Raw genomic sequence first — 24,535 nt, 5'->3', positions numbered from 1 at the left:
GTTGATGCGTCGATGAGCGAGTCCCTCCTGTCCCCATCACCGGCTGGCCCGGAAGCGCCCGAGGCGCCACTGCCGCCACCATCGCGCCCGCGCGGGCCGATGTCGCTGGTGGTGCTGGCCGCGCTGGCGGTGGGCTACACGCTGTGGGCCGCACAGGACATCATCCTGCCGGTGTTGCTGGCGATGTTCTTCGCACTGGTCGGCAACCCGATCCTGCGCCTGCTGCAGAAGCTGTGGATCCCACGTGCACTGGGCGCGTTGCTGATCCTCGGTGCCGGCCTGGGCGTGACCGGTTCGCTGGCCGTGCAGCTGATCGGCCCGGCGATGGAATGGGCGCAGGAAGCACCACAGCAGCTGCGCAAGGTGGCCCGGCAGGTGCAGGACCTGACCAAGCCGGTGCAGCAGGCCAACCAGGCCGCGGAGAACTTCGCCCGCGTCGCCGGCGGTGACAGCAACCGCAAGGTGCAGGTGATCCGCACCCAGCTGGACGACCCCTACCGCATGCTGACCCGCGCGCCACGGCTGGCCGCTTCGGTGCTGGCGGTGGTGCTGCTGACCCTGTTCTTCATGATCTACGGGCAGAGCCTGCAGCGCGCGGCGATCGCGTTGTTCCCGAACCGCCAGCAGCAACGCTTCACCAGCGACATCCTGCGGTCGATCGAGCGCGAGGTGTCGCGCTACGTGCTGACCATCAGCGTGATCAACACCCTGGTCGGACTGGTGTTCGCCGGGGTACTGATGCTGCTGGGCATCAGCCTGCAGGAAGCCCTGCTGTGGGGCACGGTGGCCGCGCTGCTGAATTTCGCACCTTACGTGGGCCCGTTGATCGGCGTGGCGCTGATGCTGTTGATGGGCTTCGTCGAGTTCCGCGACCCGCTGCAGGCCCTGTTGCCCGCAGCCGCCTACCTGGGCCTGCACACCCTGGAAGGACAGATGGTGACCCCGATCGTGCTGGGGCGGCGCATGAAGCTGTCGCCGCTGGTACTGATCCTGGCGCTGATGCTGTTCGGCTGGGCCTGGGGCATGATCGGCCTGCTGCTGGCAGTACCGCTGCTGGTCTGCATCAAGCTGGTGCTGGCACGGCTGGACGGCATGCAGGGATGGGCGCGCCTGCTGGAATGAAAGCCCGCGCGGGCAGGGGTAGAATGGCGGGGTGAAATTCCCCGTCCTTGCCATCACCCTCGACCTCGACGACACGCTCTGGCCGTTCGCCCCGATCGGCGCCCGCATCGACCTGGTCCTGCACGAGTGGATGCGTGAACACAGCCCTGCCACTGCCGCGATGTATCCGCTGGCGGCGATGCGCGAACTGCGCGAGCGCTCGTTCCGAGACAATCCACACCTTCACCATGACCTGAGCGCGCTGCGCCGGCTGACGCTGCAGGAGGCCCTGCAGAACAGCGGCGCCAGCCTGGAATTGCTCGAACCGGCCTACGAGGCGTTCTACGCCGCGCGCAACCAGGTCGAGTGCTATCCCGACGCGATCGATGCGCTGGCGCGGATTGCCGCGCGGGTCCCGGTGGCAGCGCTGAGCAACGGCAATGCCGATCTGGAGCGGATCGGCCTGGCCCATCATTTCGCCTTCCAGCTGGGTGCGCGCGAACACGGCGCGGCCAAGCCCGAGGCAAGCATCTTCCACGCCGCCTGCACCCGCCTGGGTGTGGCGCCGGCACAGGTGCTGCATGTCGGCGACCACGCCGAGATGGACGTGGCCGGGGCGATCGCCGCCGGCCTGCGCGGCTGCTGGATCAACCGCGAAGCCGCGACCTGGACCCATCCGCAATTGCAGCCGGACCTGCAGTTCGACACCCTCACCGGCCTGGCCGACTGGTTGGATGACAACCTCGATGCCGCCGCACCCCGGAGTACCTGACGCATGAGCGAGATCACTGGTTTCACTGCCGACACCGCCGCAGCACTGCCGCTGCATGTGCTGGGCCGCGAGCAGTTCGCGGCCTGGAAGGACGGCCAGCCGGCCGCCACCCAGGCCTGGCTGGCATCGCAGGGCTTCAATGCCGGCGCACACAGCGTGGCCCTGCTGCCGGGCGCCGACGGCCTGGCCGGTGCGGTGATCGGTGTTGGTGATCGCGCCGACGCCTACAGCTATGCGCATGCCCCGCATGCCCTGCCGGAAGGCAGCGTGTGGCAGCTGGCAACTGAGCTGCCGGCCGAAGAGCAGGCGCTGCTGCAGCTGGGCTGGGGCCTGGGCAGCTATCGCTTCGACCGCTACCGCAAGCGCAACCGCGCTCCGGCGCAACTGGTGGCTGCACCGTCCGGTGAAGTGGCCGATCTGATCGCCGCCAGCCTGCGCGTGCGTGACTGGGTCAACACCCCGACCGAGGACATGGGCCCGCAGCAGCTGGAAGACGCAGCGCGCGCCCTGGCTCAGGCACATGGCGCGCAGGTCGAGGCGATCACCGGCGATGAACTGCTGAAGCAGAACTTCCCGGCCATCCATGCCGTCGGCCGCGCCTCGCACCGCGCACCGCGCATGGTGGTGCTGCGCTGGGGCAAGGAAACCGATCCTGCACTGGTGCTGGTCGGCAAGGGCGTGTGCTTCGATACCGGCGGCCTGGACATCAAGCCGGCCGACGGCATGCGCAACATGAAGAAGGACATGGGCGGTGCTGCACACGCACTGGCCCTGGCCGGCCTGGTCATGGCTCGCGGGCTTCCGGTGCGCCTGACACTGCTGGTGCCGGCGGTGGAGAATGCGATCGGCCCGGATGCGTTCCGCCCGGGCGAAGTGATCGCCACCCGCAAGGGCCTGAGCGTGGAGATCGACAACACCGACGCCGAAGGCCGCGTGATCCTGTGCGACGCGTTGACCTTCGCCAGCGAACAGAAGCCGGACCTGGTGCTGGATTTCGCCACCCTTACCGGCGCTGCGCGCATCGCGCTCGGTCCCGACCTGCCGGCACTGTTCAGCAATGACGACGCGGTCGCCCAGCAATGGCTGCAGGCCGGTGACGCGACCCGCGACCCGGTCTGGCGCATGCCGTTGTGGCGCCCGTACCTGCGCTACCTGAGCAGCGGCATCGCCGACCTGGCCAACGCCGGTTCGCGCATGGCCGGCTCGGTCACCGCCGCGCTGTACCTGGAACGCTTCCTGGAAGACGGCCAGCGCTGGGCGCATCTGGACGTGTATGCCTGGAACGACGGCGAACGCCCGGGCCGTCCGGCCGGTGGTGAAGCACTGGCGCTGCGTTCGGCGTGGGCGATGCTGAAAGCGCGTTACAGCTGATCGGGTGGGTGCCGACCTTGGTCGGCACGCCGTCCCCGGAAAACTTGACGAAAAATTGAATACCGGGCCTGGAAGGGTTCTGCGAGGATGTGTGGGTCGACCACCCACACGCTCCGTGAAGGCAGGACTCCGACCATGTCGCTCTTCCGCTACACCCGCGCTGGCCAGACGCCGGGCGCACCGCGCAAGCATTCCCCCCTGCTCTGGATCGCACTGATCGCACTCATTCTGGGTGCGGTGGCGCTGGCCTTCGCCTGGTTGGCCGGCTGGATTGGCGGCCGCCTGACCGCGCAGCGCTTCACCGACACCATCGAAGCCACCGGCCCTGCCCATCCCGGCTTCCGCCGTGCGCACAGCAAGGGCATCTGCGTGAGCGGCTGGTTCGAACCCAGTTCGCAGGCGCCGACGCTGTCCAGTGCACGGGTGTTTTCACAGCAGAAGGTGCCCGTGATGGGCCGCCTGTCGATCGGCGGTGGCGACCCCTACGGCGCCGACAACACCGCGCGCGTGCGCAGCCTCGCTGTGCAGATGGTCAGCGACGACGGCCAGGAATGGCGGATGGCGATGAACAGCTTCCCGTTCTTCGCTGTCCCCAACGCCGAGGCGTTCTACGAGCAGACGCGCGCCTCCATTCCCGACCCGGCCACCGGCAAGCCCGACCCGCAGAAGATGGCCGCGGTGCTGGCGAAGTACCCGAGTGCGCAGGCGTTCCAGCAATGGGCCAAGACAGCGCCGTGGACCAGCAGCTGGGCCGACACCACCTTCAACAGCGTCAACAGCTTCTGGTTCACCAATGTGCAGGGCCAGAAGCGCGCGGTGCGCTGGCGCTGGCAGCCGCAGGCGCCGGTGGTGGAGATGGACGCGGACACGCGCAAGAAGGCCAGTGTCGATTTCCTCAGCCAGGAACTGCAGCAGCGCCTGGCCAGTGGCCCGGTGCGCTGGAACCTGGTCGTCACCACCGCCGAACCCGGCGATGCCATCGATGATCCTTCAGTGCCGTGGCCCGAATCGCGTGAACAGGTGGTGGCCGGCGTGCTCAGCCTGGACCGCCTGCAGTCGCAGGAACAGGGCGCCTGCGGCCAGATCAACTTCGATCCGCTGATCCTGCCCAGTGGCGTGCGTGGCAGTGACGATCCGATCCTGGCCGCCCGCTCGGCCGTGTACTCGCAATCCTTCAACCGACGCGAACGCGAGCGCGCCAGCGGCAACGTGGAGCAACCGAAGGAGGCCGCACGATGAGCACCGGTAACGGCCACTTCAACCTGCTGGCACGGGTGCTGCACTGGTCCATGGCACTGATGATCATCGCCATGCTGTTCATCGGCGTGACCATGGTCGCCTCGCTGCACCTGCGGCCTATGCTGATCGACCTGCACCGCCCGTTGGGCATCGCCATCGGCGTACTGGTGCTGCTGCGCCTGTACAACCGGCTGCGCCATCGCCCGCCGCCGCTGCCGGCGGATCTTCCCGTATGGCAGGTGATGGCGGCCAAGGCCTCGCACTGGATGCTGTATGCACTGATGCTGGCGATGCCGCTGATCGGCTGGGCGATGCTGTCGGCCGGTGGTTACCCGATCGTGCTGTGGGGCGGCCTGCACCTGCCGCCGATCGTGCCGCATACCCCGGCGCTGTATGCCGCGTTGCGTAATGCGCACAGCCTGCTGGCCTATGTGTTGTTCGCCACGGTGCTGATGCATGTGGGTGCGGCGCTGTTCCACCTGTGGGTGCGGCGGGATGGCGTGTTCCAGGCGATGGCGCGCGGGAAGGATTGATCGGGTTCGCCGGGTGTTCCTGGCGGATCCTTTCCGCGACCGCGGAGGGGTGTCACTTTCTTTGCGCACAAAGAAAGTAACCAAAGAAACGCTCCGCCGGCCGCGAGCCGGCGTGCTTTGCACGCCGGTGCCCTGCGCTCCTCGGTCCGTCGAGGGACGTCGCGGGAACTCGCTGCGCTCAGACACCCGCGCCTCTTCGCCCTCGCCGGACCTGCGGTGCTCGGCTCGCTCAAGGCGGACTTGAAGGTCAAGATCAACAACAAGAGCATCCACGCTCCGCGTGGATTTACTGGGTGCAGCTTTTGCCTTTGACGTTGGGCCCGCCTTTTAGCGAGCCGAGCATCGCAGGGGAATCAGGGGCGTAGAGGCGCCGATGTCTGAGCGCAGCGAGTTCGGCGCCGTCCCCTGATTCACCGAGAAGCGCAGGGAACCGGCGCGCAGCGACGGCTCGCGCTCTGGCGGCGTGTTTCTTTGGTTACTTTCTTGATGGCGCACATCCATGTGCGCCACCCTGCGGGCCGGCTATGCCGTTCCACGCTGCTCCTGCAGCGTGGTGCACGAGCAAAGAAAGTGACACCCCCCCGCGGTCGCGGAAATGATCCGCCGGGCATGGCCCGGCGCTACCGATGCGTTGGCGCACGCCCCTACAACCACCCCTTCTGCCGCGCCAGCCGGTACGCCTCGATCCGATTGGCCACGCCCAGCTTGCCGATGCACTCGGACAGGTAATTGCGCACCGTGCCGTGCGACAGCCCCAGCTGCTCTGCGATCTCGCTGGCGGTACGGCCCTCGCCCGCCAGCCGCAGCACGCGGCGTTCGCGGTCGGTCAGCGGGTCGGCCTGTGACCAGGCGTCCAGCGCCAACTGCGGGTCGATCGCGCGGATGCCCTGCTTCACCTTGCGCAGTGCATCGGCCAGGTTCTCGGCCGGTGCGTCCTTCAGCAGGTAGCCCAGCACGCCAGCTTCCAGCGCGCGGCGCAGGAAACCGGCGCGGGCGAAGGTGGTCACGATCACCACCTTGATCGGCAGTTCGTGGCGGGCGATGCGTTGCGCCAGCTCCAGCCCGCTCAGGCCCGGCATCTCGATGTCGGTGACCAGGATGTCCGGCTGCAGCTGCTGCAGCATGCGCCAGGCGGCCTCGCCGTCGGCCGCACTGCCCAGCACTTCGATGTCCGGTTCCAGGCCCAGCAGCGCCGACAGTGCGCCGCGCACCATCGCCTGGTCTTCGGCCAGCAGGATGCGGATCATGCCGCGCCCCCCTGTGCCAACGATGCCGGCGACAACGGCGTGGTGGCGGCCATCAGGGGCACGCGCACGGTCAGCAGCGTGCCTTCGCCGCGCGGCGACTGCAGGGTCAGCTGTCCCCCAAGCGCCGCCGCCCGTTCGCGCATGCCACTCAATCCATTGCCCTCGGCCTGCACGCCGCCACGGCCGTCATCGCGTATCTGCATCGCCAACTGTCGGTCCTCAAGCATGAAATCCACCTGCACCCGGGTCGCCTGCGCATGGCGCACGATGTTGGTGGCGGCCTCGCGCAACACCAGCGCCAGCCCGCGTTCCACCTCCACCGGCATCGCTGGCGGCGCCGTGTACTGCAGGTGCACCTGCTGGCATTCCAGCAGCAGACGCGCCGACGCCAGTTCGCCCGCCAGATCACTGGCGCGGATGCCGGTCACCGCACTGCGCACCTGTGCCAGTGCTTCGCGGGCGATGGCCTCGGCTTCACCGATTTCCTGCCGTGCACGCTCGTCATCGCGATCGTACAGCTTGCGCGCCAGCTCCAGTTTCAGCGTGATCAGCGACAGCGTGTGCCCCAGCAGATCGTGCAGGTCGCGGCCGATACGCTCGCGCTCGGCGGTGGTCGCAAGCCGTCGCACCTCGTCCTGGGACAGCTGCAGGGCCACGTCGCGCTGCTGGCTCAAGGCCTCCACGTTCACCACCAGGCCGACGATGAACGACACTGCCGGCATCCACACCATGGCCTGCCACGGATAACCGAAGTACAGCGCGGTGCTGCAGAACAGAAGGTTCAGCCCGGTGAGCTGCAGCAGGTATACCCACCAGCCGCCGCGGCTGCTCATGCGGATCATCACGCAGCCGAACACGAAATAGCTCAGTCCCGAGGGGTACCACGGAAGCAGTACCAGGGCCATCACGATCATGCCCAGCGCGTAGCGCCATGCATGGTGCCGTGGCGCCAGCATCACCTTGGCGTAGAACAGCAGGAACAGCGGATAGCTGACCAGAGTCAGCAACAGCCAGCGCAGGGTGAAGCCGTTCCCCAGCACCGGGGTGAGGAAGATCCAGACCGACCACAGCAGGTGGATCGCACCGCTCCAGGGCGATTTGCCACGCCGCAGCAGCTCGGCCACCGCCGAATCCGGTGCGGGGCGCAGCAGGGACGCAAGCCAGCTCGACGACACAGGAGAATCCAGGCGGGGACGATCGCTGCCGATCATGCCAGTTCAGCCGATCCGGCGCAGGCGACGGCGCGCCAGCAGCAACGCGACCACGGTCACCGCCAGCAGCACCAGCAGGTGGCCGGCGAGGCTGCCCACCGACGGCAGCCCGACCACCGGCAGCGCCAGCTGCGCCAGATGCCAGGTCGGCCACAGTGGGGCCATCGTCGAGAAAAACTTCGGCAGCGCCGACAGCGGCAGCCACAGGCCGGACAGCAGGGCCAGCGGCAGATAAACCAGATTGACCATCGCCGGCGCCGCGCTGGCACTGACATGGCTGCCGATCAGCAGGCCGATCGCCCCCAGCGGCAGCGCCGCCAGGCCCGCCACCGCCAGCAGCTGCACCATCTGCAACGCCTGCAGCTGCACACCACCGAACACGCGCGCAACGCCGATCAGCAGTAACGCCACCAGCAGCGCGAACATCACCGCCATCGCCAGCCGTGCCAGCAGCGGTGCCGCCGCCGGCATCGGCAGCGCGCGCTTGAGGGTCAGCAGGCCGCCTTCGCGGTCCAGCGCCAACTGCACGCCGAAGCCGAACAGGGCCGGGGCCATCGCGCCAAACACGCAGTAGGTGGCCAACAGATACAGCGGCGCGTGACCACGCCCCAGCAGCACACCGAACAGCAGATAGAACAGCACCGGGAACAGCAGCGAGGGCACCGCGAACGCCGGCGTGCGCCAGGCGCGGCGCAGTTCGGCCATCAGCTCGGCGCGGTACGGACGTAGTGCCTGTCGCCATGCAGGCAGCGGCAATCCGGTGGTACGGACAAGGGTGTTCATGCGGCCTCCCGGGTCATGTCGAGGAAGGCGTCGGCCAGCGCCGCGCCCTGTACTTCCAGTTCGCGCAGCTGCGCATCGGCGGCCAGCAGGCGCGCCACCACAGGCTCGGCCGGGCTCGCCAGCAGCTGCAGGTGCTCGCCGTCGCGCTGCACCTCCTGCACGCCCGGCCACTGCTGCACGTCCGCAATGGGCAACCCGCTGCGGCAGCGGATGCGGCGCGGCCGATCGGCCAGGCGCAGCTCGCTCAGCGGCGCGTCGGCCAGTACCCGGCCCTGCTCCAGCACCACCACCTGCTGCGCCAGCGCTTCGGCTTCCTCCAGGTAATGGGTGGTCAGCAGCACGCCACAGCCTTCGGCCACCAGCTGCCGGATCGCCTGCCACATCACCTGCCGTGCCTGGATGTCCAGACCGGTGGTGGGCTCGTCCAGGAACAGTACGCGTGGCCGCCCACACAGCGCGATGGCGAACTGCACGGCGCGCTGCTGGCCACCGGACAGCTGGCCGTAGCGGCGGCGCGCGAGCGCCTGCAGGCCGGCGCGCTGCAGTACCTCCTGCAGCGGCATCGGGTCGGGGTAGCAGGCGCTTGCCTGCGCCACCAGTTCGTCCACCTGCAGCATCGGCGGCAGGCTGGTGCTCTGCAGCATCACGCCCAGGCCGAGACGGCTGGTCCGCTGCTGCGGGTCGCCGCCGAGCAGTTCGACCTGCCCGCCATCGGCGCGGCGCAGGCCCAACAACACGCTGATCGCGGTACTCTTGCCGGCACCGTTGCGGCCCAGCAGCGCCAGCACCTGGCCAGCGCGGACCTGCAGGTCGATGCCATGCAGGGCGGTATGGTCGCGGTAACGCACCTGCACCTGCTGCAGGCGGGCCAGCGACGGGGCGATCGGATCCATGGGCGGTACCGGTAGCGGGGACGTTGCCATCCTGTGCCGCCGTGGTCACATTTCGCAGTTGCCGCCGTCAGTGTCATCGGGTGACAGCTGTCACTGCCGTCATCGCTGTGCCTGCCTTCATGCTGTGCCGCACGCTCCACCGCCGGAACCGCCGCCGTCCGCCCTTCCGGTCACACCCGCCCGAACGCCTGTGATGGAACGAATGAACGCTTCTGCCGAGCTGTTGAAGGAACTCCGTATCGACCGCAAGTCCCCGCCGCCCGCCTCAGGAGGGAGTGGCAGTGGTGGTGGCCGCCGCTGGCTGTGGATCGCGATCATCGTGATCGTGTTGCTGCTGGCCGCTGCTGCCTTCGCCCTGTTCGGGCGTACCCCGGCGGTGGACGTGGAAACCGCGCCGGCAGTGGCCATCCAGCAGGGCAACGCCAGCAGTTCGGTGCTCGACGCCAGCGGCTATGTCGTTGCGCGGCGCATGGCCACCGTCTCGGCCAAGATCACCGGCAAGGTTCGCGAGGTGATGATCGAGGAAGGCATGCGCGTGGAGCAGGGCCAGATCATGGCCACGCTGGACCCGATCGATGCCGACGCGCAGCGCAGCCTGTATGCCTCGCAGCTACAGGCCGCACGCAGCCAGGTGGCCGGGCTGGAAGCACAGCAGAAGCAGGCCGCCGCCGAGGCCAGCCGCCTGCAGGCACTGGTCGGCCGGCAGCTGGTGTCGCGCTCGCAGTACGACCAGGCGGTGGCCCAGCGCGACAGCCTGCGTGCACAGCTGGACACCGCACAGCGCAACGTCAAGGTGGCCAACGACCAGCTGGCCATCGCCGACCTGGGCGTGGACAACAACATCGTGCGCGCGCCGTTCTCCGGCGTGGTCACCGCCAAGGCTGCGCAGCCCGGCGAAATCGTCTCGCCGCTGTCGGCCGGTGGTGGCTTCACCCGTACCGGCATCGGCACCATCGTCGACATGGAATCGCTGGAGATCGAAGTCGAGGTCGGCGAAGCTTTCATCGGCCGCGTGCAGCCGAAGATGCCGGTGGAAGCCACGCTCAACGCCTACCCGGAATGGAAGATTCCGGGTGAGGTGATCGCCATCATCCCCACCGCCGACCGCGGCAAGGCCACGGTGAAGGTACGCGTGGCGCTGAAGGTGAAGGACCCGCGCATCGTGCCGGAGATGGGCGTGCGGGTCAGCTTCCTGGAACAGGCACAGCCGCAGGCGGCCGCCAAGCCGCAAGGCGTGCGCGTGCCAGGTGGCGCCGTGGTCCAGCGCGAGGGCGCATCGGTGGCCTTCGTGCTGGGTGACGAGAACCGCGTGCAGCAGCGCACGGTCGAGGCTGGCCAGGCGATGGGCAAGGATCGCCAGATCCTCAAGGGCGTGAGCGCGGGTGAATCGGTGGTGGTCAACCCGCCGGACACCCTGCACGACGGCGCCAAGGTGCAACAGAAACAAGCGCAGTAACGGCCTGGCGCCTGCGGGCGCCGCCGGCAACACCGCTCGACGCACGCCTGCGGCCACCGCAGGTGCGCTTCCCCGTTTCCCGCCTTCCGTGGAGAACCACCCATGTCGACCCTGGTTTCATTGCGCAACATCACCAAGACCTACCAGCGTGGCCCCGAAAAGGTGCAGGTGCTGCACGGCATCGACCTGGACATCGCCAGCGGCGACTTCGTCGCGCTGATGGGCCCGTCCGGCTCGGGCAAGACCACCCTGCTCAACCTGATCGGCGGCCTGGACAACCCCAGCGGCGGCGAGATCAGCATCGAAGGCGAGCGTATCGACCAGATGAGCGGCGGCCAGCTGTCGACCTGGCGCAGCCACCATGTCGGCTTCGTGTTCCAGTTCTACAACCTGATGCCGATGCTGACCGCGCAGAAGAATGTGGAGCTGCCGCTGTTGCTGACCCACCTCAATGCCGCGCAGCGCCGCCGCAATGCGGAGATCGCACTGACCCTGGTCGGCCTGGCCGACCGCCGCAGCCATCGCCCGAATGAACTGTCCGGCGGCCAGCAGCAGCGCGTGGCGATCGCGCGGGCAATCGTCTCCGACCCGACTTTCCTGATCTGCGACGAACCCACCGGCGACCTCGACCGCCAGTCTGCCGAGGAGATCCTCGGCCTGCTGCAGCAGCTCAACCGCGAGCACGGCAAGACCATCATCATGGTCACCCATGACCCGAAGGCCGCCGAGTACGCCACGCACACGGTGCACCTGGACAAGGGCGAGCTGGCCGACGCGCCGCTGGCCCACTGACGGAGGCCACAGCGATGAAATACTTCTCGTTGGTCTGGGCGCAGCTGTTCCGCAGCCGCACCCGCACCCTGCTGACATTGCTGTCGGTGGTGGCCGCGTTCCTGCTGTTCGGCATGCTCGATTCGGTACGCGTGGCATTCACCTCCGGCGGCAGCGTGGAAGGCGCCAACCGGCTGGTGGTGGCGTCGCGGCTGTCGATCACCCAGTCGCTGCCGATCCGCCTGGAAACGCAGATCCGACAGGTGGCCGGTGTGCGCGACGTGGCCTACGGCATGTGGTTCGGCGGCATCTACCAGGATCCGAAGAACTTCTTCCCCAACTTCTCGGTGTCACCCAACTACTTCGATGTCTACCGCGAGCTGCAGATCGATCCGGCGCAGCTGGAAGACTGGAAGCAGACCCGCACCGGCGCCATCGTCGGCGAAACGCTGGCCAAGCAGTTCGGCTGGAAGATCGGCGACACCATTCCGCTGCAGGCGACGATCTTCCCGCGCGGTGGCAGCAACGACTGGCCGCTGGAGCTGAAGGGCATCTACCGTTCCAGGGATCCGGCGCAGGCATCCAACGAAGAACGCCAGTTGATGATGAACTGGAAGTACTTCGATGAATCCAACGACTACATCAAGAACCAGGTGAGCTGGTACACGGTGACGCTGGACAACCCGGACCACTCTTCGCGGGTGGCGCAGGCGATCGACGCGATCTCGGCCAACTCCGACCACGAAACCAAGACCCAGACCGAATCGGCGTTCCAGCAGGCCTTCGTCAAGCAGTTCGCCGACATCGGCATGATCGTCACCTCGATCATGGGTGCGGTGTTCTTCACCCTGCTGCTGTTGACCGGCAACACCATGGCGCAGGCGGTGCGCGAGCGCGTGCCCGAACTGGCCACGCTGAAGACGCTGGGCTTCAAGGACAGCACCGTGCTGATGCTGGTAATGGTGGAGTCGGTGCTGCTGATCGGCCTCGGTGGCCTGATCGGCATGGGCCTGGCTGCACTGATCCTGCCGGCGATCGGGCCAAAGAGCATGGGCATGCTGCCGCCGCACGTGCCGACCCCGACCTGGCTGATGGGGCTGGGCCTGATCGTGGTGATCGGCATCATCGTCGGCCTGCTGCCGGCGCTGCGTGCCAAGCGCCTGAAGATCGTCGACGCACTGGCCGGCCGCTGAGGAGGACACCGACATGTTCAAGAGCAAACTCAAGAAGTGGCTGGGCAATGCGCTGACCGCGCTGTTGCTGGTGATCGGCCTGGTGCTGTGGATCGGCCTGCCGTGGATCGGCGTGTTGGCGGTCGCCGTGCTGGTGGCATTGTGGCTGCTGCTGACCCGCGGTGGGCGACTGGCATTGGCGGCTACCCGCATCGGCGTGGCCAGTCTGCCGCAGCGTTGGGGCGCGTCCTCGGTGATCGTGGTCGGCATCGCCGGCGTGGTCGGCGTGCTGGTGGCGATGCTGGCGATGGGCGAAGGCTTCCAGGCTACGCTCAACAACACCGGCGACGACACCACCGCCATCGTGCTGCGCGGCGGCTCGCAGGCCGAGACCAACTCGGTGATCACCCGCGAACAGGTGCCGACGCTGTCCACCCTGCCCGGCATCAGCCGCGATGCCGAAGGCCGGCCGCTGCTGTCACCGGAGTTGTCGCAGGTGGTCAACCTGGTGTCGAAGTCCGATGGCACCGACGTCAACGCGCAGTTCCGCGGCGTCGGCCCGCAGGCGTGGGCGGTGCATGACAAGGTCAAGATTGTCGAAGGCCGCACGTTCGCCACCGGCCTGCGCGAGATCGTGGTCGGCCAGGGCGCCAAGGGCCAGTTCCGCGATCTGGATGTGGGCAAGACGCTGACGCTGGGCAACCAGACCTGGACCGTGGTCGGTGTGTTCGCCACCGGCGATGCGCATGACTCGGAACTGTGGACCGACGCCGATACGCTGGCCACCACCTACCAGCGCAGTGCGTGGCAGTCGATCAGCGTGCGCACCGATGGCAAGCCCGGCTTCGAGCAGTTCAAGGCCGCCGTCGCTGCCGACCCGCGCCTGAAACTGGACGTGGAAACCACCCGCGTCTACTACAGCAAGCAGGGCGGTGGCCTGACCAAGCTGATCGACATCCTCGGCAAGGTGATCGGCACCATCATGGCGGTGGGTGCGGTGTTCGGTGCGCTCAACACCATGTACGCAGCGGTGGCCACGCGTGCGCGCGAGATCGCCACGATGCGGGCGATCGGCTTCCGCGGCCTGCCGGTGGTGACTGCAGTGATGCTGGAAACAATGCTGCTGGCCCTGCTGGGTGGCCTGCTGGGGTGTGCGGTGGCGTGGCTGCTGTTCAATGGTTACAGCGTGTCCACCATCGGCAGCAACTTCAGCGCGGTGGTGTTCAAGTTCCATGTGTCGCCGGAACTGCTGTGGACCGGCCTGAAATGGGCACTGGGCATCGGCCTCGTCGGCGGCCTGTTCCCGGCGCTGCGCGCGGCACGGTTGCCCATCACCACGGCGTTGCGCGAAACCTGAGCATCACGCAGCGACAGACTGCGCATCACGCAGGGGGACGGAGCGAAGGCTCCGTCCCTTTTTCTTTGGTGGGGTCAGATCCCTTCGCTACGCGAAGGGATCTGACCCCGATCTGGGTGGTCGTCGCTACAGATTGCGTAGATACCGCCGCTACCGATGCCTCTGCCCGTCGCAAACGCAACGCACGTGACGCTGCGCACAGTGCATCTGTGGATTGTTGGTTGCGATTCATTTTCGCGCACTTCCCAGCGCGCAGGGACAAACAGTTACGAATGGAAACATTCTAGAATCGCGGCCCCACGTTGGTTTGCAGCACCCCACGCGCCCACAGAACGGGCGCATGTTTTTTCTGAAACACGAGATTTCACGGATGTCCCTGAAAACCAATCCGCTGCGCAACGCGATCGTCATCGCGCTGGCCGCCAGCTGCACCACCCCCGCCTTCGCACAGAGCGCCGGCGACACCCCGACCAACCTCGACCGCATCGAAATCACCGGCTCGCGCATCCGCCAGGCCAGTGTCGAGACCGCACAGCCGGTCGTCGCGCTCAGCCGCGCCGAGATCGAGAAGAAGGGTTACATCAACGTCGCCGACATCCTGCAGGACGTCACCGCCGCCGGCGCACCGAGCCTGAGCCGCTCGTCGTCGCTGAGTTCTTCGCGCGACTTCGGCGGCACGTACGTCAGCCTGCGCAACCTCGGGCCTGAACGCAGCCTGGTGCTGATCGACGGCCGCCGCATGGGCGTCAGCGCCGGTGGCTACTCCGACCTGGCTTCGATTCCCTCGGCGATTGTCGAGCGCGTGGAAGTGCTGACCGACGGCGCATCCGCGCTGTATGGCTCGGACGCCATCGCCGGTGTGGTCAACATCATCACCCGCAAGAACTTCGACGGTGGCGAAGCCAGCGTCTACGTCGGCCAGTACGGTGAAGGCGACGGCCAGAAGCGCTCCTACAGCGCCACCTTCGGCAAGACCTTCGACCGCGGCTGGTTCAGCGTCGGCGCCGAGCGCACCAAGGAAGACGAGATTCTCGGCAGCGAGCGTGAGTTCAGCCGTTACCCGGGGGGCCCGCGCCATCCCGACGACGTCAAGGCACTGAACCAGACCACGCAGTGGGGCAGCGTCACCGTCGACGGCAAGTCGCTGACCGTGGGCCCGGGCGGCGACCCGAGCCAGAAGGGCAATTTCCACACGCCCGATCCGGCCGATGGTGCCAACACCAAGACCAACATGAGCCTGCTGAGCGGCATGGAGCGCACTTCGGTGTTCGCCAACGGTGGCTTCTCGATCACCGATGACCTGCGCATCGTGGCCGACGCGCTGTACAGCAAGCGCGAGTCGACCAAGCACCTGGCCGGCTACCCCTACTCGGTATCCACCGCACAGGCCCGCAACGGTTCCCGTGCTGCCCTGTCCAAGGACAGCGCGTTCAACCACTGGGGCCAGGACGTGCTGTTCTCGCACCGCACCGAAGAAATGCCGCGTGCGACCGAGAACAACCTGGACACCAAGCGCGCCAGCATCGGCCTGGAAGGCAGCTTCGAAACCGGTTCGCGGTACTGGGACTGGAACGTCAGCTACATGTACAACCGCAATGAAGGCGAGCGCATCGGTACCGGCAGCATGTACCAGCCGCATGTCGACCTGGCGGTGGGCCCGTCCTTCATGGATGGCACCGTGGCACGCTGCGGCAGCCCGGGTGCAGTGATCGCCGGCTGCGTGCCGTGGAACCCGGCCGCGCCGATGGGCTATGCGGGCCCGGGCTCGCTGAGCAACCAGGACGTGCAGGACTACCTGTTCACCCGCTTCGTCGACAAGATGAAGAGCACCACCAAGGTGGCCAGCGCCAACATCTCCGGTTCGGTGTTCTCCCTGCCGGCCGGCGACGTGATGGCCGCGATGGGCTTCGAGCACCGCAGCGAAGAAGCCAGCTACACCCCGGACCTGATGGTGCAGAAGGGCCAGATCGCCGGCACCACCGGCCAGCCGACCCGTGGCGACTACTCGCTCAACGAGGTCTACCTGGAACTGCAGGTACCGCTGCTGGCCGACATGCCGTTCGCGCGTGAGCTGTCGCTGGACCTGGCCGGCCGCTACACCGACTACAACACCTTCGGTTCGACCACCAACAGCAAGTTCGGCCTGAAGTGGAAGCCGATCGACAGCCTGCTGGTGCGCGCTACCTATGGCACCGGCTTCCGTGCGCCGACCGTGGACGACCTGTACAGCGGTGGCGCGAAGAGCCGTGATTCGTTCACCGATCCGTGCGATACCTCGTTCGGCATCGCTGCCAGCAGCGCGACCGTGGCCGCACGCTGCCAGGCGCTGAAGGTGCCGGCGAACTTCCGCCAGCAGACCGCGTCGGAAGGCAACGTCGCCAACCGTCCGGGCCAGCAGGGCATCGCCGATTTCGACTCCGGTTCCAATGCGAACCTGAAGCCGGAAACCGCCAAGACCTGGACCGTGGGCCTGGTGTACAGCCCCGAGTTCGTGCCGGGCCTGGACGTCAGCCTGGACTGGTGGAAGATCCGCATCGACAACGCGATCGTGGGTGAGTCGGCCACCGACATCCTCAACCAGTGCTACGTGCAGGGCGTGGATTCGGCCTGCGGCCGCTTCACCCGTTCCACCAGCGCCAAGACGCTGGGCCAGGTGACGGCGCTGGACCGCTCGCTGGTCAATGCGGGCTACCGCGAAACCGCTGGCTACGATTTCAGCCTGCGCTACCGCCTGCCGGAAACCTCGTTCGGCCGCTTTGCCGCCACCTGGAACACCACCTACACCGACTACCTGGAGCAGCGCAACGACAGCGCCGCCACCACGCCGGTGGAGCAGAAGACCGGCTGGCAGGGCAACTTCCGCGTGCGTTCGACCTTCAACCTGGATTGGCAGTACGGCGACCTGGGCATTGGCTGGACCGCCCGCTACTACTCGGGCATGAAGGAAGCCTGCTCGTATGACCTGGGCGGTGGCCCGGACTGCAACATGGCCGGCTTCGTCTCGCCGTACACCGATGCGCAGCCGAGCCGCAAGGTGGGCTCCAACACCTTCCACGACCTGCAGGTGCGTTACAGCCTGCCGTGGGACGGCACCGTGTCGCTGGGCGTGAACAACGTCTTCGACCACCAGGGTCCGATCATGTACAGCCAGCCGAACAGCAGCTTCACCTACTACGGTGGCTTCGATATCGGTCGTTTCATGTACATGAAGTACCAGCAGCGCTTCTAAGCCTGCAACCGCGTTCCCGCCACGGCCAACTCTCTCCTGGCCGTGGATGGAAGCAGAACGGCGCCCCTCGGGGCGCCGTTCTTTTTTGTGGGAAGCGGGGTCGGAGAAGCGGGGGTCGGATCCCTTCGCCCGCGAAGGGCTCTGACCCCATTCCATCCGAAGCCTGCGGGTCGGAGCCCTCCACGTTGCGGAGGGATCCGACCCCGCAACTTCGCCGGGCATGGCCCGGCGCTACCGCTTGGCGCGCATCGTGCGGATGTTGTCGCCGACAAACAGGATCAGGCCAGCCCAGATCGCGGCAAAGCCGATCGCCTTGGCGGTGTCGAACGCTTCGTGGAAGAAGAACACGCCCAGCAGCAGCTGCAGGCTCGGCGCGATGTACTGCAGGATGCCGACCAGCGACAGCGGAATGCGCTTGACGCCGTAGGCGAAGCCGATCAGCGGTACTGCGGTGATCGCACCACCAAAGATCAGCAGCAGGTCGTTGCGCCAGCCCCAGCCATGGAAGAACGCCCCGCCGTGGCCGTTCTCGGCCCAGATCGCAAACGCCAGCGCCGGCAGGAACAGGTACAGGCTTTCCACGCCCAAGCCGGCCACCGGATCGACCGAGACCAGTTTGCGCAGCAGGCCATACAGGCCGAACGAGCAGGCCAGGCCCAGCGCGATCCACGGCGGCGTCCCGGCATCGATGGTCAGCCAGGCCACGCCGATGGCCGCCATCGCCACCGCCACCCACTGCAGCCGGCGCAGGCGCTCCTTCAGCACCAGCACGCCCAGCAGCACGTTCACCAGCGGATTGATGAAGTAGCCCAGGCTGGTCTCGATGACGTGGCCGGCGTTGATGGCCCAGATGTAAAGGCCCCAGTTGAAGGCGATGGTCAGGCTCGAAACCAGCAGGATCGACAGCGCGCGCGGCTGCGCGGCGATCTTCTGCCACCAGCCCAGCTTCGAACTGAGCAGCAGCCAGCCCAGCACCATCACCGTGCTCCAGATGATGCGGTGGGCGATGATCTGGAACGAGGGCACCTCGTTGAGCAGGTGCCAGTACACCGGCACCAGCCCCCAGATCACGAAGGTGGAGGCGGTGACCAGCAGGCCGCGGCGTTGTTCTTTCTCGTCCATGCTCATTTCTTTCGCGTCCTCGCCATCGTCAACACCACCACACCCAGAAGAATCACCGCCATGGCGAGGAAGTCCCGCCATCCAAAGCGTTCACCATTCAATGCGGCGCCCAGCAGCACCGCGATCACGGGATTGACGTATGCATAGCTGCCGGCCAGCGCCGGGCGTACGTTCTGCAGCAGCCACACATAGGCGGTGAACGCCACGATGGACCCGAACACGCACAGGTAGGCCATCGCCAGCAGACCGCCGGTATCGGGCAGCGTGGTCGGCCGCTCGCCAACGGCCAGGCCGATCAGCACCAGCAGCACGCCGCCGCAGAGCATCTGACCGGCGGCGGTCATGAACGGGCCCGGCAGATCCAGCCCGCGTGCCCACACCGAACCGAAGGCCCAGCCGATCGGCGCGATCAGCAGCAGCACCAGCCCGGTCGGCGAGGCGGTCAGGCTGCTGCCGGCATTGAGCCAGACCACGCCGACGAAGCCGACGGCGATACCCAGCCATTCGCCCTTGCTGGCATGCTGGCCGCGCAGCGCCGAGAACAGTGCCATCCACAGCGGCACCGAAGCCACCGCGGTGGCCGCCAAGCCCGAGGACACCTCGCGCTCGGCCAGCACCACCATGCCGTTGCCCAGCACCAGCATGGTCACGCCCATGATGACCAGGTTGCGCCACTGCCGCAGGGTCGGGTTCGGCATCTTCCAGAACAGGCGCAGGGCCAGGAACATCAGGCCACCGGCAATGATGAAGCGGCTGCCGGAGACCATCGTCAGCGGCAGCGCGCCGCCGTGCAGGGCCTTGGCGATGCCCAGGTAGGTCGACCCCCAGACCACGTAGACCAGCAGCAGCGCCAACGCGACAAGGCCACCCCGGGGGGCAGCCGCAGACGGAACAGGGGGAGCCGACATGACGCACCAGAGGGGCCGGGGGAACGCGGATTCTAGGACGTTCGGCCGGCTGAAATAACCCCGGTTTTCAACACACTGCAACTCGGATGGGCGATCTTCCCCGGTGCCGGACGCGAAACGGCGTACGACGATTTAGCTATAGGCCCGTCTGGCGCCCGCTGTCACCCTGTCCGGTCCCATTCCCCGCCCGCTCGTTCGGCACCCGGCGTTGACGTGGGATGCATTACCTAGGAGGCTGGCCGCAAGCGCCCCGCGCGCGGCTGGCACCGATCTTTCCCGCACGGAAGCGCCGCATCGAGGATTCCCACCCGGATGAGCACCACGTCCCATTCCGCTGTCCCCAGCACCGACGGCGCCGCGCTGCGGCGTTCCATCTCCAATACCCTCAAAGGCTCCGCCGGCAACCTGGTGGAGTGGTACGACGTCTACGTGTACTCGGTATTCGCCGTGTACTTCGAATCGCAGTTCTTCTCGCCGGATGACAAGAACTCCACGATGTACGTGTGGGCGATCTTCGCGGCAACCTTCCTGATGCGCCCGATCGGCGCCTGGTTCTTCGGCCGCTTCGCCGACCGCCATGGCCGTCGCCAGGCCCTGACCGTGTCGGTCACGCTGATGGCGGCCTGCTCGTTCCTCATCGCCATCACCCCCACCGCCGCCAGCATCGGTATCTGGGCAGCGGTGATCCTGCTGTTCGCACGGCTGCTGCAGGGCTTCGCCACCGGCGGCGAGTACGGTGCCAGTGCCACCTACATGTCCGAGGCCGCCATCCCCGGCCGTCGCGGCTTCCTGTCGTCCTTCCACTACGTCACCCTGGTCGGTGGCCATGTGCTGGCCCAGCTGACGCTACTACTGATGCTGACCTTCTGGGGCAAGCCGGAAATCTCCGAGTGGGGCTGGCGCATCGCCTTCGGCATCGGTGGCATCGCGGCAGTGGTGGTGTTCTGGCTGCGTCGTGGCATGGACGAGTCGCTGTCGGAGTCGTCCATCGAGGCCGCACGCGAGGGCAAGGCACAGAAGTCCGGCTCGATGTACGAGCTGTTCGTGCACCAGTGGCGGCCGCTGCTGCTGTGCTTCCTGATCACCGCCGGTGGCACCGTGGCCTTCTACACCTACTCGGTGAACGGCCCGAAGATGATCCAGAGTGCCTTCGCCGCCAATGATCCGATGACCGGCACCCTGATCAACCTGGGCGTGCTGGCCTTCCTGATGGTGCTGCAGCCGGTCGGTGGCTGGCTGTCGGACATCATCGGCCGCAAGACCCTGCTGGTGTTCTTCGGCGTCGGCGGCGTGCTGTACAGCTGGTACCTGATCACCCAGCTGCCGCACCAGCATGACGCCACCCTGGCATTCCTGACCCTCGCGCTGGGCTTCGTCATCCTCACCGGCTACACCTCGATCAACGCGGTGGTGAAGGCCGAACTGTTCCCCACCCACGTGCGTGCACTGGGCGTGGGCCTGGGCTATGCACTGGCCAACTCGCTGTTCGGCGGCACCGCCCCGCTGCTGTACCAGGGCGCGCTGAAGACCGGCCACGTGGACTGGTTCGCCATCTACGTCACCGCGACGATCGCGGTATCGTTGGTGGTCTATGTGTTCTTCCTCACCAACAAGGGCCCGAACTGGCTCGACGGCACCCGCAAGTAAGCGCGTCGTCATGATCGCGGCCACCGGTGCAATGCCGGTGGCCGCTGCGTCTCCCGCCACGCCATTGATGTGGATCGCGGCGACGCTGGCCGCAGCCACGGCACTGGCCTGGCTGCTGCGCCGCCCCAACGCGCAGGCCGCGTGGCCGCGCATCGGTTTCGGGATCGCCCTGCTGGTGTTCTGCGCCGCGCTGGCGCTGCAGCTGGCGGTGGACCTGGGCAGCGGCCACAGCTCGCTGCAGATGCGCCTGCATCGCGGCATCTCTCCAGGGTCGCCGGTTGGACTGCGCACGATGGTGGCGTGCTATCTGGCAGCACTCGTCGCCAGTGGCTGGGGTGCGTGGAAGCTGCTGCGCCGGCGCTGACGAATACCCGGGCGTGCCGGCCGCTGGCCGGCAACGCCACCTCTTTCGGTAGTGCCGGCCGCTGGCCGGCAACGCCACCTCTTTCGGTAGTGCCGGCCGCTGGCCGGCAACTCCACATTCTTTCCGAAGGTTCATGAGGTTGCCGGCCAGCGGCCGGCACTACCTCAACGGCGGGCCGCTTCGCTCTTGTCGCGCGCGCCGCGGAATTCCGATTCCTTTTCCCACGTCGGCCAACGGCGACTGTTGGCCAGCTCGGCGCCCAGGTCGTAGACCAGCAAGGTGTCGGCGGCATGGCCGGCCGGGTCCCAGCTCGGCGTCCACGCATCGCAGGCCTGGTGGTAGCAGTCGGCGAAGTACTTCTCGCGCAGCGCGCGACCGGCTTCAACGCCACCGTCCAGCTTGTCCAGGCCCGGGCCGATGGTGATCGCCGGCACGCCCAGGCGGGCGAAGGCGAAATGGTCGGCACGGTAGAAGAAGCCGGCTTCCAGATTCGGGTCCGGGCTGTAGCTGCGGCCGCGGGCCTTGGCCACGCGTTCCAGGTCACCTTCCAGCGAGACCCGGCCCTTGCCCCACGAAGCGATGTCACGGGTCGCACCATCCGGGCTGAACATCTCGATGTTCAGCACTGCGGCGGTCTTGTCCAGCGGCGCCAGCGGGTGTGCGGCGTAGTAGCTGGCGCCCAGCAGGCCCTTTTCTTCAGCGGTCAGTGCCACGAAGTACAACGTGCGCTGCGGCTGCGGGCCGGCGGCGAACACGCGACCCAGTTCCAGCACCGTGGCCACGCCGGTGGCGTTGTCGATCGCGCCGCGGCGGATGCGGTCGCCCTTGGCGTCGGCCTGGCCGATACCAAAGGCATCCCAGTGCGCCGAGAAGATCACAGCCTCGTCGGCATGCTCACCACCGGGCAGCTTGGCCACCACGTTGCGGGTCACCACCTGCTCGCGCTTGAGCGCGAAATCAACGCTCAGCTTCGCGTTGTCCAGCGCCACCGGACGGAAGTCGGCACGCATCGCCTTGCGCTTCTCGGCATCGAAGTCGAGGCCGGCGTCGGCGAAGATCGCCTCGGCCAGCTCACGCTGCATCCAGCCGCGCAGCGGCGTGTGCTGGGCCATCGCTTCCGCCTGGCCGCGTTCGATGTCGAACAGCGGCGAGGTGCCCGAGCTCTTCACCGTGGCCCAGCCATACGCAGCCGGTACGGTCTCGTGCACGATCAGCACGCCTTCGGCACCGCGGCGCGCGGCTTCCTCGAACTTGTAGGTCCAGCGGCCGTAGTAGGTCACCGCCTTGCCATCAAATGCACCCGGCGCGTCGGCTTCGAAATCGGCATCGTTGATCAGCACCACGGCGATCTTGCCGTGCAGGTCCACATCCTTGTAGTCGTTCCACTGGCGTTCCGGCGCGTCGATGCCGTAGCCGACGAACACCAGCGGGGCGTCCTTGATCTGCACGCGCTTGCGCGGCTGCAGGCTCTGCAGGGTCACGTCCACGCCGTTGGCCAGCGCGCGCTTGCCCTGCTTCAGCGACAGGCTGGCCTTGGCCGCGCCATCCAGCTGTGCGCGCACCAGCGGCACCGGCTGTACCCAGCTGCCGTCCACGCCGCCCGGCTGCAGGCCATAGCTGCGGAACTGCTCGATCAGGTACTGCACCGTGCGCTCTTCACCCTCGGTGGCCGGCGCGCGGCCCTCGAACTCATCCGACGCCAGCACGCGCACATGGCGCGACAGTGCCTGCGGATCGATGCCGCCGCCCGGCAGGTCGTTGGCCGCATGGGCCAGGCCACCCACGAACAGGCAGGACGACAGCAGCAACACGCGCATCGGATTCACGGCAGTACCACGGCTAGCTTGGAAGTCACCAGAGTGTAACGTGGTCGTGACATCGCGGCGCAGCCTGGGCCAACGTCATCCACGCATGGCGTGGATCTACCTGCTGATGCGATCCAGCCAGCAGGCCAGGCCTTGGGCGTTGAGTTCGATGTCCATCGCCAGAACAGCGGTCACCGCGGCATCGTCCAGCGCGCAGCCATGCAGCTGTGCACGTTCCAGGTACAGCGCCTGCAGTGCGGCCAGCAGGCAGCGGTGGCGATCCGGTCGGCCATCGCACTGGCGGCCGATGGCGGCCATCGCATCGATCTGCTCGAACAGGTCGTCGGCCAGTTTCTCCACCGGTTCCACACGACCGTAGTGGGTCAGGTACATCGCTTGCGGGCCGTAGCCCAGCATGCGCCGGATCGAGGCCTTCATCGCCTCCGGATCGAACTGCACCGGCGATGAGGTGGGGAAGATGAAAGCACCCTGCGCACTATCCAGCTCGCGGTAGGAGATACCGAACGTATCGCCGGTGAACCAGCTGCGGCTGCGCGCATCCCACACGCAGTAGTGGTGCAGTGCATGGCCCGGCGTATGCAGCAGCACCAGCTCGCGGCCGGCCAGATCGATGCGGCGGCCGTCTTCGGCCACCACCACACGGTGCTCCGGAATCGCCTCGATGCGACCATAGCTGCGCGCGATCTCTTCGGCGCCGTACACCGCGGTGGCGCCGGCAATCAGCCGGGTCGGATCGATCATGTGCGGCGCGCCGCGCGGATGCAGCACCGCCTTCGCGTTCGGCAGCTGCTGCATCAGCAGGCCTGCACCGCCTGCATGATCCAGATGCACGTGGGTGAGCAGCAGCCAGTCCACCGCTTCCACACCCAGACCGGCGTCCGCCAGCGCCTGCAACATCGCCGGTACCGACAGGCCGGTGCCGCAGTCGACGAACGCGGCGCGGCCGTTTTCAACGATCAGATACGCCGCGTCGAAATCCGGGCGCTGGAAACCGGTATCGATGGTGTGGATGCTGGGGTCGGCGGTCATTGGCACGCACCTGGCAGGATCGGGAACAGACACCCATGGTAGGCGCGCAGGCAGCCCAGGTTCGATGCGGCTTTGGTCGGTAGTGCCGGCCGCTGGCCGGCAACCTCGGGGCAGCCAGGTGAATACAGTTGCCGGCCAGCGGCCGGCGCTACCGATCAGTCGCAGCGCAATGCGAACCGCGGCCGCAGCAACAGGGCCAACACCAGCACCGCCAGGAACGCGCCGTAGGCATACAGCACCGCCAGCACCTGCGGCCAGATCGGGCCGGCGCCGGGCTGCACCAGGCCGATGTGGTGGCCCCAGAGCATCGCCAGGATGCTCAGCAGCAATGCCAATGCCAGGGCAGCACCATCGAACAGGCGCCGTCGCGCGGTACGCGGCTGGCGCGGGAACAGCCAGTACAGGCTGCCCAGCAACAGAAACCAGGGCAGGAACAGCAGCAGCGACAACCAGGCCATCGCAGACTCCATGTCATCGCGCCGGCGGCGCGCGGACATCATGCCA

General features: G+C 67.3%; 21 protein-coding genes. 12 read left to right on the top strand and 9 right to left on the bottom strand.

Going from position 1 to position 24,535, the window contains the following annotated elements:
* Positions 1-12 precede the first annotated feature (12 nt).
* The 5 genes from AC0Z6F_RS11800 to AC0Z6F_RS11780 all read left to right on the top strand — a co-directional run bounded on the left by AC0Z6F_RS11800 (position 13) and on the right by AC0Z6F_RS11780 (position 5,016).
* Positions 13-1,122, top strand: a complete 1,110-nt coding sequence (locus AC0Z6F_RS11800; protein WP_012509798.1) for an AI-2E family transporter — start codon at positions 13-15, stop codon at positions 1,120-1,122.
* 31 nt (positions 1,123-1,153) lie between these two features.
* Positions 1,154-1,873 (top strand): HAD family hydrolase, encoded by a 720-nt coding sequence (locus AC0Z6F_RS11795; RefSeq protein ID WP_004137824.1) that lies wholly within the window; start codon positions 1,154-1,156, stop codon positions 1,871-1,873.
* Between the two features lie 3 nt (positions 1,874-1,876).
* Positions 1,877-3,244, top strand: a complete 1,368-nt coding sequence (locus AC0Z6F_RS11790) for a leucyl aminopeptidase family protein (RefSeq protein ID WP_004137823.1) — start codon at positions 1,877-1,879, stop codon at positions 3,242-3,244.
* A 135-nt stretch (positions 3,245-3,379) separates the two neighbouring features.
* The gene (locus AC0Z6F_RS11785; RefSeq protein ID WP_100470075.1) at positions 3,380-4,483 is read left to right on the top strand and encodes a catalase family peroxidase; all 1,104 of its coding nucleotides are present in this window, start codon (positions 3,380-3,382) and stop codon (positions 4,481-4,483) included.
* Positions 4,480-5,016, top strand: coding sequence for a cytochrome b (locus tag AC0Z6F_RS11780; RefSeq protein WP_012509795.1), 537 nt, complete (start codon positions 4,480-4,482; stop codon positions 5,014-5,016). Before AC0Z6F_RS11785 ends, AC0Z6F_RS11780 begins: the two co-directional genes overlap by 4 nt.
* A gap of 644 nt (positions 5,017-5,660) precedes the next feature.
* Here the strand turns inward: AC0Z6F_RS11780 and AC0Z6F_RS11775 are convergent.
* From AC0Z6F_RS11775 to AC0Z6F_RS11760, 4 genes are read right to left on the bottom strand one after another with little or no spacing between them, the layout of a single operon-like run.
* Complete coding sequence (locus tag AC0Z6F_RS11775; protein WP_005407733.1) at positions 5,661-6,263, bottom strand: response regulator transcription factor; 603 nt, start codon at positions 6,261-6,263, stop codon at positions 5,661-5,663.
* Positions 6,260-7,474 (bottom strand): sensor histidine kinase, encoded by a 1,215-nt coding sequence (locus tag AC0Z6F_RS11770; RefSeq protein ID WP_485617241.1) that lies wholly within the window; start codon positions 7,472-7,474, stop codon positions 6,260-6,262. Before AC0Z6F_RS11770 ends, AC0Z6F_RS11775 begins: the two co-directional genes overlap by 4 nt.
* Before the next feature lie 6 nt (positions 7,475-7,480).
* Positions 7,481-8,257 carry an ABC transporter permease gene (locus AC0Z6F_RS11765; RefSeq protein ID WP_485617240.1) on the bottom strand — a complete coding sequence of 259 codons (777 nt, stop codon included), beginning with the start codon at positions 8,255-8,257 and terminating at the stop codon, positions 7,481-7,483.
* Positions 8,254-9,150: an ABC transporter ATP-binding protein gene (locus tag AC0Z6F_RS11760; RefSeq protein WP_485617239.1), complete on the bottom strand. Its 897-nt coding sequence runs from the start codon at positions 9,148-9,150 to the stop codon at positions 8,254-8,256. Before AC0Z6F_RS11760 ends, AC0Z6F_RS11765 begins: the two co-directional genes overlap by 4 nt.
* Positions 9,151-9,352: 202 nt before the next feature.
* On the opposite strand from AC0Z6F_RS11760, the gene AC0Z6F_RS11755 reads away from it, so the two are divergent.
* The 5 genes from AC0Z6F_RS11755 to AC0Z6F_RS11735 all read left to right on the top strand — a co-directional run bounded on the left by AC0Z6F_RS11755 (position 9,353) and on the right by AC0Z6F_RS11735 (position 17,135).
* Complete coding sequence (locus AC0Z6F_RS11755; RefSeq protein ID WP_485617238.1) at positions 9,353-10,606, top strand: efflux RND transporter periplasmic adaptor subunit; 1,254 nt, start codon at positions 9,353-9,355, stop codon at positions 10,604-10,606.
* Positions 10,607-10,708: 102 nt separating this feature from the next.
* A complete protein-coding gene (locus tag AC0Z6F_RS11750) occupies positions 10,709-11,398 on the top strand; it encodes an ABC transporter ATP-binding protein (RefSeq protein ID WP_004137569.1) in 690 nt (229 codons plus the stop codon).
* Between the two features lie 14 nt (positions 11,399-11,412).
* Entirely contained in the window at positions 11,413-12,570 is a 1,158-nt protein-coding gene (locus AC0Z6F_RS11745; RefSeq protein WP_004137566.1) for an ABC transporter permease, read from the top strand.
* Positions 12,571-12,583: 13 nt separating this feature from the next.
* Complete coding sequence (locus AC0Z6F_RS11740) at positions 12,584-13,906, top strand: ABC transporter permease (protein WP_004137563.1); 1,323 nt, start codon at positions 12,584-12,586, stop codon at positions 13,904-13,906.
* A gap of 370 nt (positions 13,907-14,276) precedes the next feature.
* Positions 14,277-17,135: a TonB-dependent receptor plug domain-containing protein gene (locus AC0Z6F_RS11735; RefSeq protein ID WP_012509787.1), complete on the top strand. Its 2,859-nt coding sequence runs from the start codon at positions 14,277-14,279 to the stop codon at positions 17,133-17,135.
* Positions 17,136-17,366: 231 nt separating this feature from the next.
* Here the strand turns inward: AC0Z6F_RS11735 and rarD are convergent, their stop codons facing one another.
* Together rarD and yedA are read right to left on the bottom strand one after the other, a co-directional pair.
* Positions 17,367-18,263, bottom strand: a complete 897-nt coding sequence (gene rarD, locus AC0Z6F_RS11730; RefSeq protein ID WP_012509786.1) for an EamA family transporter RarD — start codon at positions 18,261-18,263, stop codon at positions 17,367-17,369.
* Positions 18,260-19,165 (bottom strand): drug/metabolite exporter YedA, encoded by a 906-nt coding sequence (gene yedA, locus AC0Z6F_RS11725; protein WP_012509785.1) that lies wholly within the window; start codon positions 19,163-19,165, stop codon positions 18,260-18,262. Before yedA ends, rarD begins: the two co-directional genes overlap by 4 nt.
* Positions 19,166-19,477: 312 nt before the next feature.
* On the opposite strand from yedA, the gene AC0Z6F_RS11720 reads away from it, so the two are divergent.
* The gene (locus tag AC0Z6F_RS11720; protein WP_004137399.1) at positions 19,478-20,812 is read left to right on the top strand and encodes an MFS transporter; all 1,335 of its coding nucleotides are present in this window, start codon (positions 19,478-19,480) and stop codon (positions 20,810-20,812) included.
* 10 nt (positions 20,813-20,822) lie between these two features.
* Positions 20,823-21,176 (top strand): hypothetical protein, encoded by a 354-nt coding sequence (locus AC0Z6F_RS11715; RefSeq protein WP_012509784.1) that lies wholly within the window; start codon positions 20,823-20,825, stop codon positions 21,174-21,176.
* Between the two features lie 164 nt (positions 21,177-21,340).
* Here the strand turns inward: AC0Z6F_RS11715 and AC0Z6F_RS11710 are convergent, their stop codons facing one another.
* The 3 genes from AC0Z6F_RS11710 to AC0Z6F_RS11700 all read right to left on the bottom strand — a co-directional run bounded on the left by AC0Z6F_RS11710 (position 21,341) and on the right by AC0Z6F_RS11700 (position 24,489).
* A complete protein-coding gene (locus AC0Z6F_RS11710; protein WP_485617247.1) occupies positions 21,341-22,993 on the bottom strand; it encodes a M28 family metallopeptidase in 1,653 nt (550 codons plus the stop codon).
* A 105-nt stretch (positions 22,994-23,098) separates the two neighbouring features.
* Complete coding sequence (locus AC0Z6F_RS11705) at positions 23,099-24,031, bottom strand: MBL fold metallo-hydrolase (protein ID WP_004137180.1); 933 nt, start codon at positions 24,029-24,031, stop codon at positions 23,099-23,101.
* A gap of 155 nt (positions 24,032-24,186) precedes the next feature.
* Entirely contained in the window at positions 24,187-24,489 is a 303-nt protein-coding gene (locus tag AC0Z6F_RS11700) for a hypothetical protein (protein ID WP_012509782.1), read from the bottom strand.
* Between the last annotated feature and the right edge of the window lie 46 nt (positions 24,490-24,535).

It is taken from the genome of Stenotrophomonas sp. 1L-E-5-B-C3, from assembly GCF_057292075.1.
Note: the sequence above shows the minus strand (reverse complement) of the source record. Positions and strands in the feature narration are given on the sequence as shown.

Coding starts and splice junctions, on each gene's coding strand:
- AC0Z6F_RS11710 (WP_485617247.1), bottom strand. CDS start 22,993: ATGCGCGTGTTGCTGCTGTCGTCCTGCCTGTTCGTGGGTGGCCTGGCC.
- AC0Z6F_RS11750 (WP_004137569.1), top strand. CDS start 10,709: ATGTCGACCCTGGTTTCATTGCGCAACATCACCAAGACCTACCAGCGT.
- AC0Z6F_RS11765 (WP_485617240.1), bottom strand. CDS start 8,257: ATGAACACCCTTGTCCGTACCACCGGATTGCCGCTGCCTGCATGGCGA.
- AC0Z6F_RS11735 (WP_012509787.1), top strand. CDS start 14,277: ATGTCCCTGAAAACCAATCCGCTGCGCAACGCGATCGTCATCGCGCTG.
- AC0Z6F_RS11780 (WP_012509795.1), top strand. CDS start 4,480: ATGAGCACCGGTAACGGCCACTTCAACCTGCTGGCACGGGTGCTGCAC.
- AC0Z6F_RS11700 (WP_012509782.1), bottom strand. CDS start 24,489: ATGGCCTGGTTGTCGCTGCTGCTGTTCCTGCCCTGGTTTCTGTTGCTG.
- AC0Z6F_RS11760 (WP_485617239.1), bottom strand. CDS start 9,150: ATGGATCCGATCGCCCCGTCGCTGGCCCGCCTGCAGCAGGTGCAGGTG.
- AC0Z6F_RS11790 (WP_004137823.1), top strand. CDS start 1,877: ATGAGCGAGATCACTGGTTTCACTGCCGACACCGCCGCAGCACTGCCG.
- AC0Z6F_RS11785 (WP_100470075.1), top strand. CDS start 3,380: ATGTCGCTCTTCCGCTACACCCGCGCTGGCCAGACGCCGGGCGCACCG.
- AC0Z6F_RS11775 (WP_005407733.1), bottom strand. CDS start 6,263: ATGATCCGCATCCTGCTGGCCGAAGACCAGGCGATGGTGCGCGGCGCA.
- rarD (WP_012509786.1), bottom strand. CDS start 18,263: ATGAGCATGGACGAGAAAGAACAACGCCGCGGCCTGCTGGTCACCGCC.
- AC0Z6F_RS11745 (WP_004137566.1), top strand. CDS start 11,413: ATGAAATACTTCTCGTTGGTCTGGGCGCAGCTGTTCCGCAGCCGCACC.
- AC0Z6F_RS11720 (WP_004137399.1), top strand. CDS start 19,478: ATGAGCACCACGTCCCATTCCGCTGTCCCCAGCACCGACGGCGCCGCG.
- AC0Z6F_RS11770 (WP_485617241.1), bottom strand. CDS start 7,474: ATGATCGGCAGCGATCGTCCCCGCCTGGATTCTCCTGTGTCGTCGAGC.
- AC0Z6F_RS11705 (WP_004137180.1), bottom strand. CDS start 24,031: ATGACCGCCGACCCCAGCATCCACACCATCGATACCGGTTTCCAGCGC.
- yedA (WP_012509785.1), bottom strand. CDS start 19,165: ATGTCGGCTCCCCCTGTTCCGTCTGCGGCTGCCCCCCGGGGTGGCCTT.
- AC0Z6F_RS11800 (WP_012509798.1), top strand. CDS start 13: ATGAGCGAGTCCCTCCTGTCCCCATCACCGGCTGGCCCGGAAGCGCCC.
- AC0Z6F_RS11715 (WP_012509784.1), top strand. CDS start 20,823: ATGATCGCGGCCACCGGTGCAATGCCGGTGGCCGCTGCGTCTCCCGCC.
- AC0Z6F_RS11755 (WP_485617238.1), top strand. CDS start 9,353: ATGAACGCTTCTGCCGAGCTGTTGAAGGAACTCCGTATCGACCGCAAG.
- AC0Z6F_RS11740 (WP_004137563.1), top strand. CDS start 12,584: ATGTTCAAGAGCAAACTCAAGAAGTGGCTGGGCAATGCGCTGACCGCG.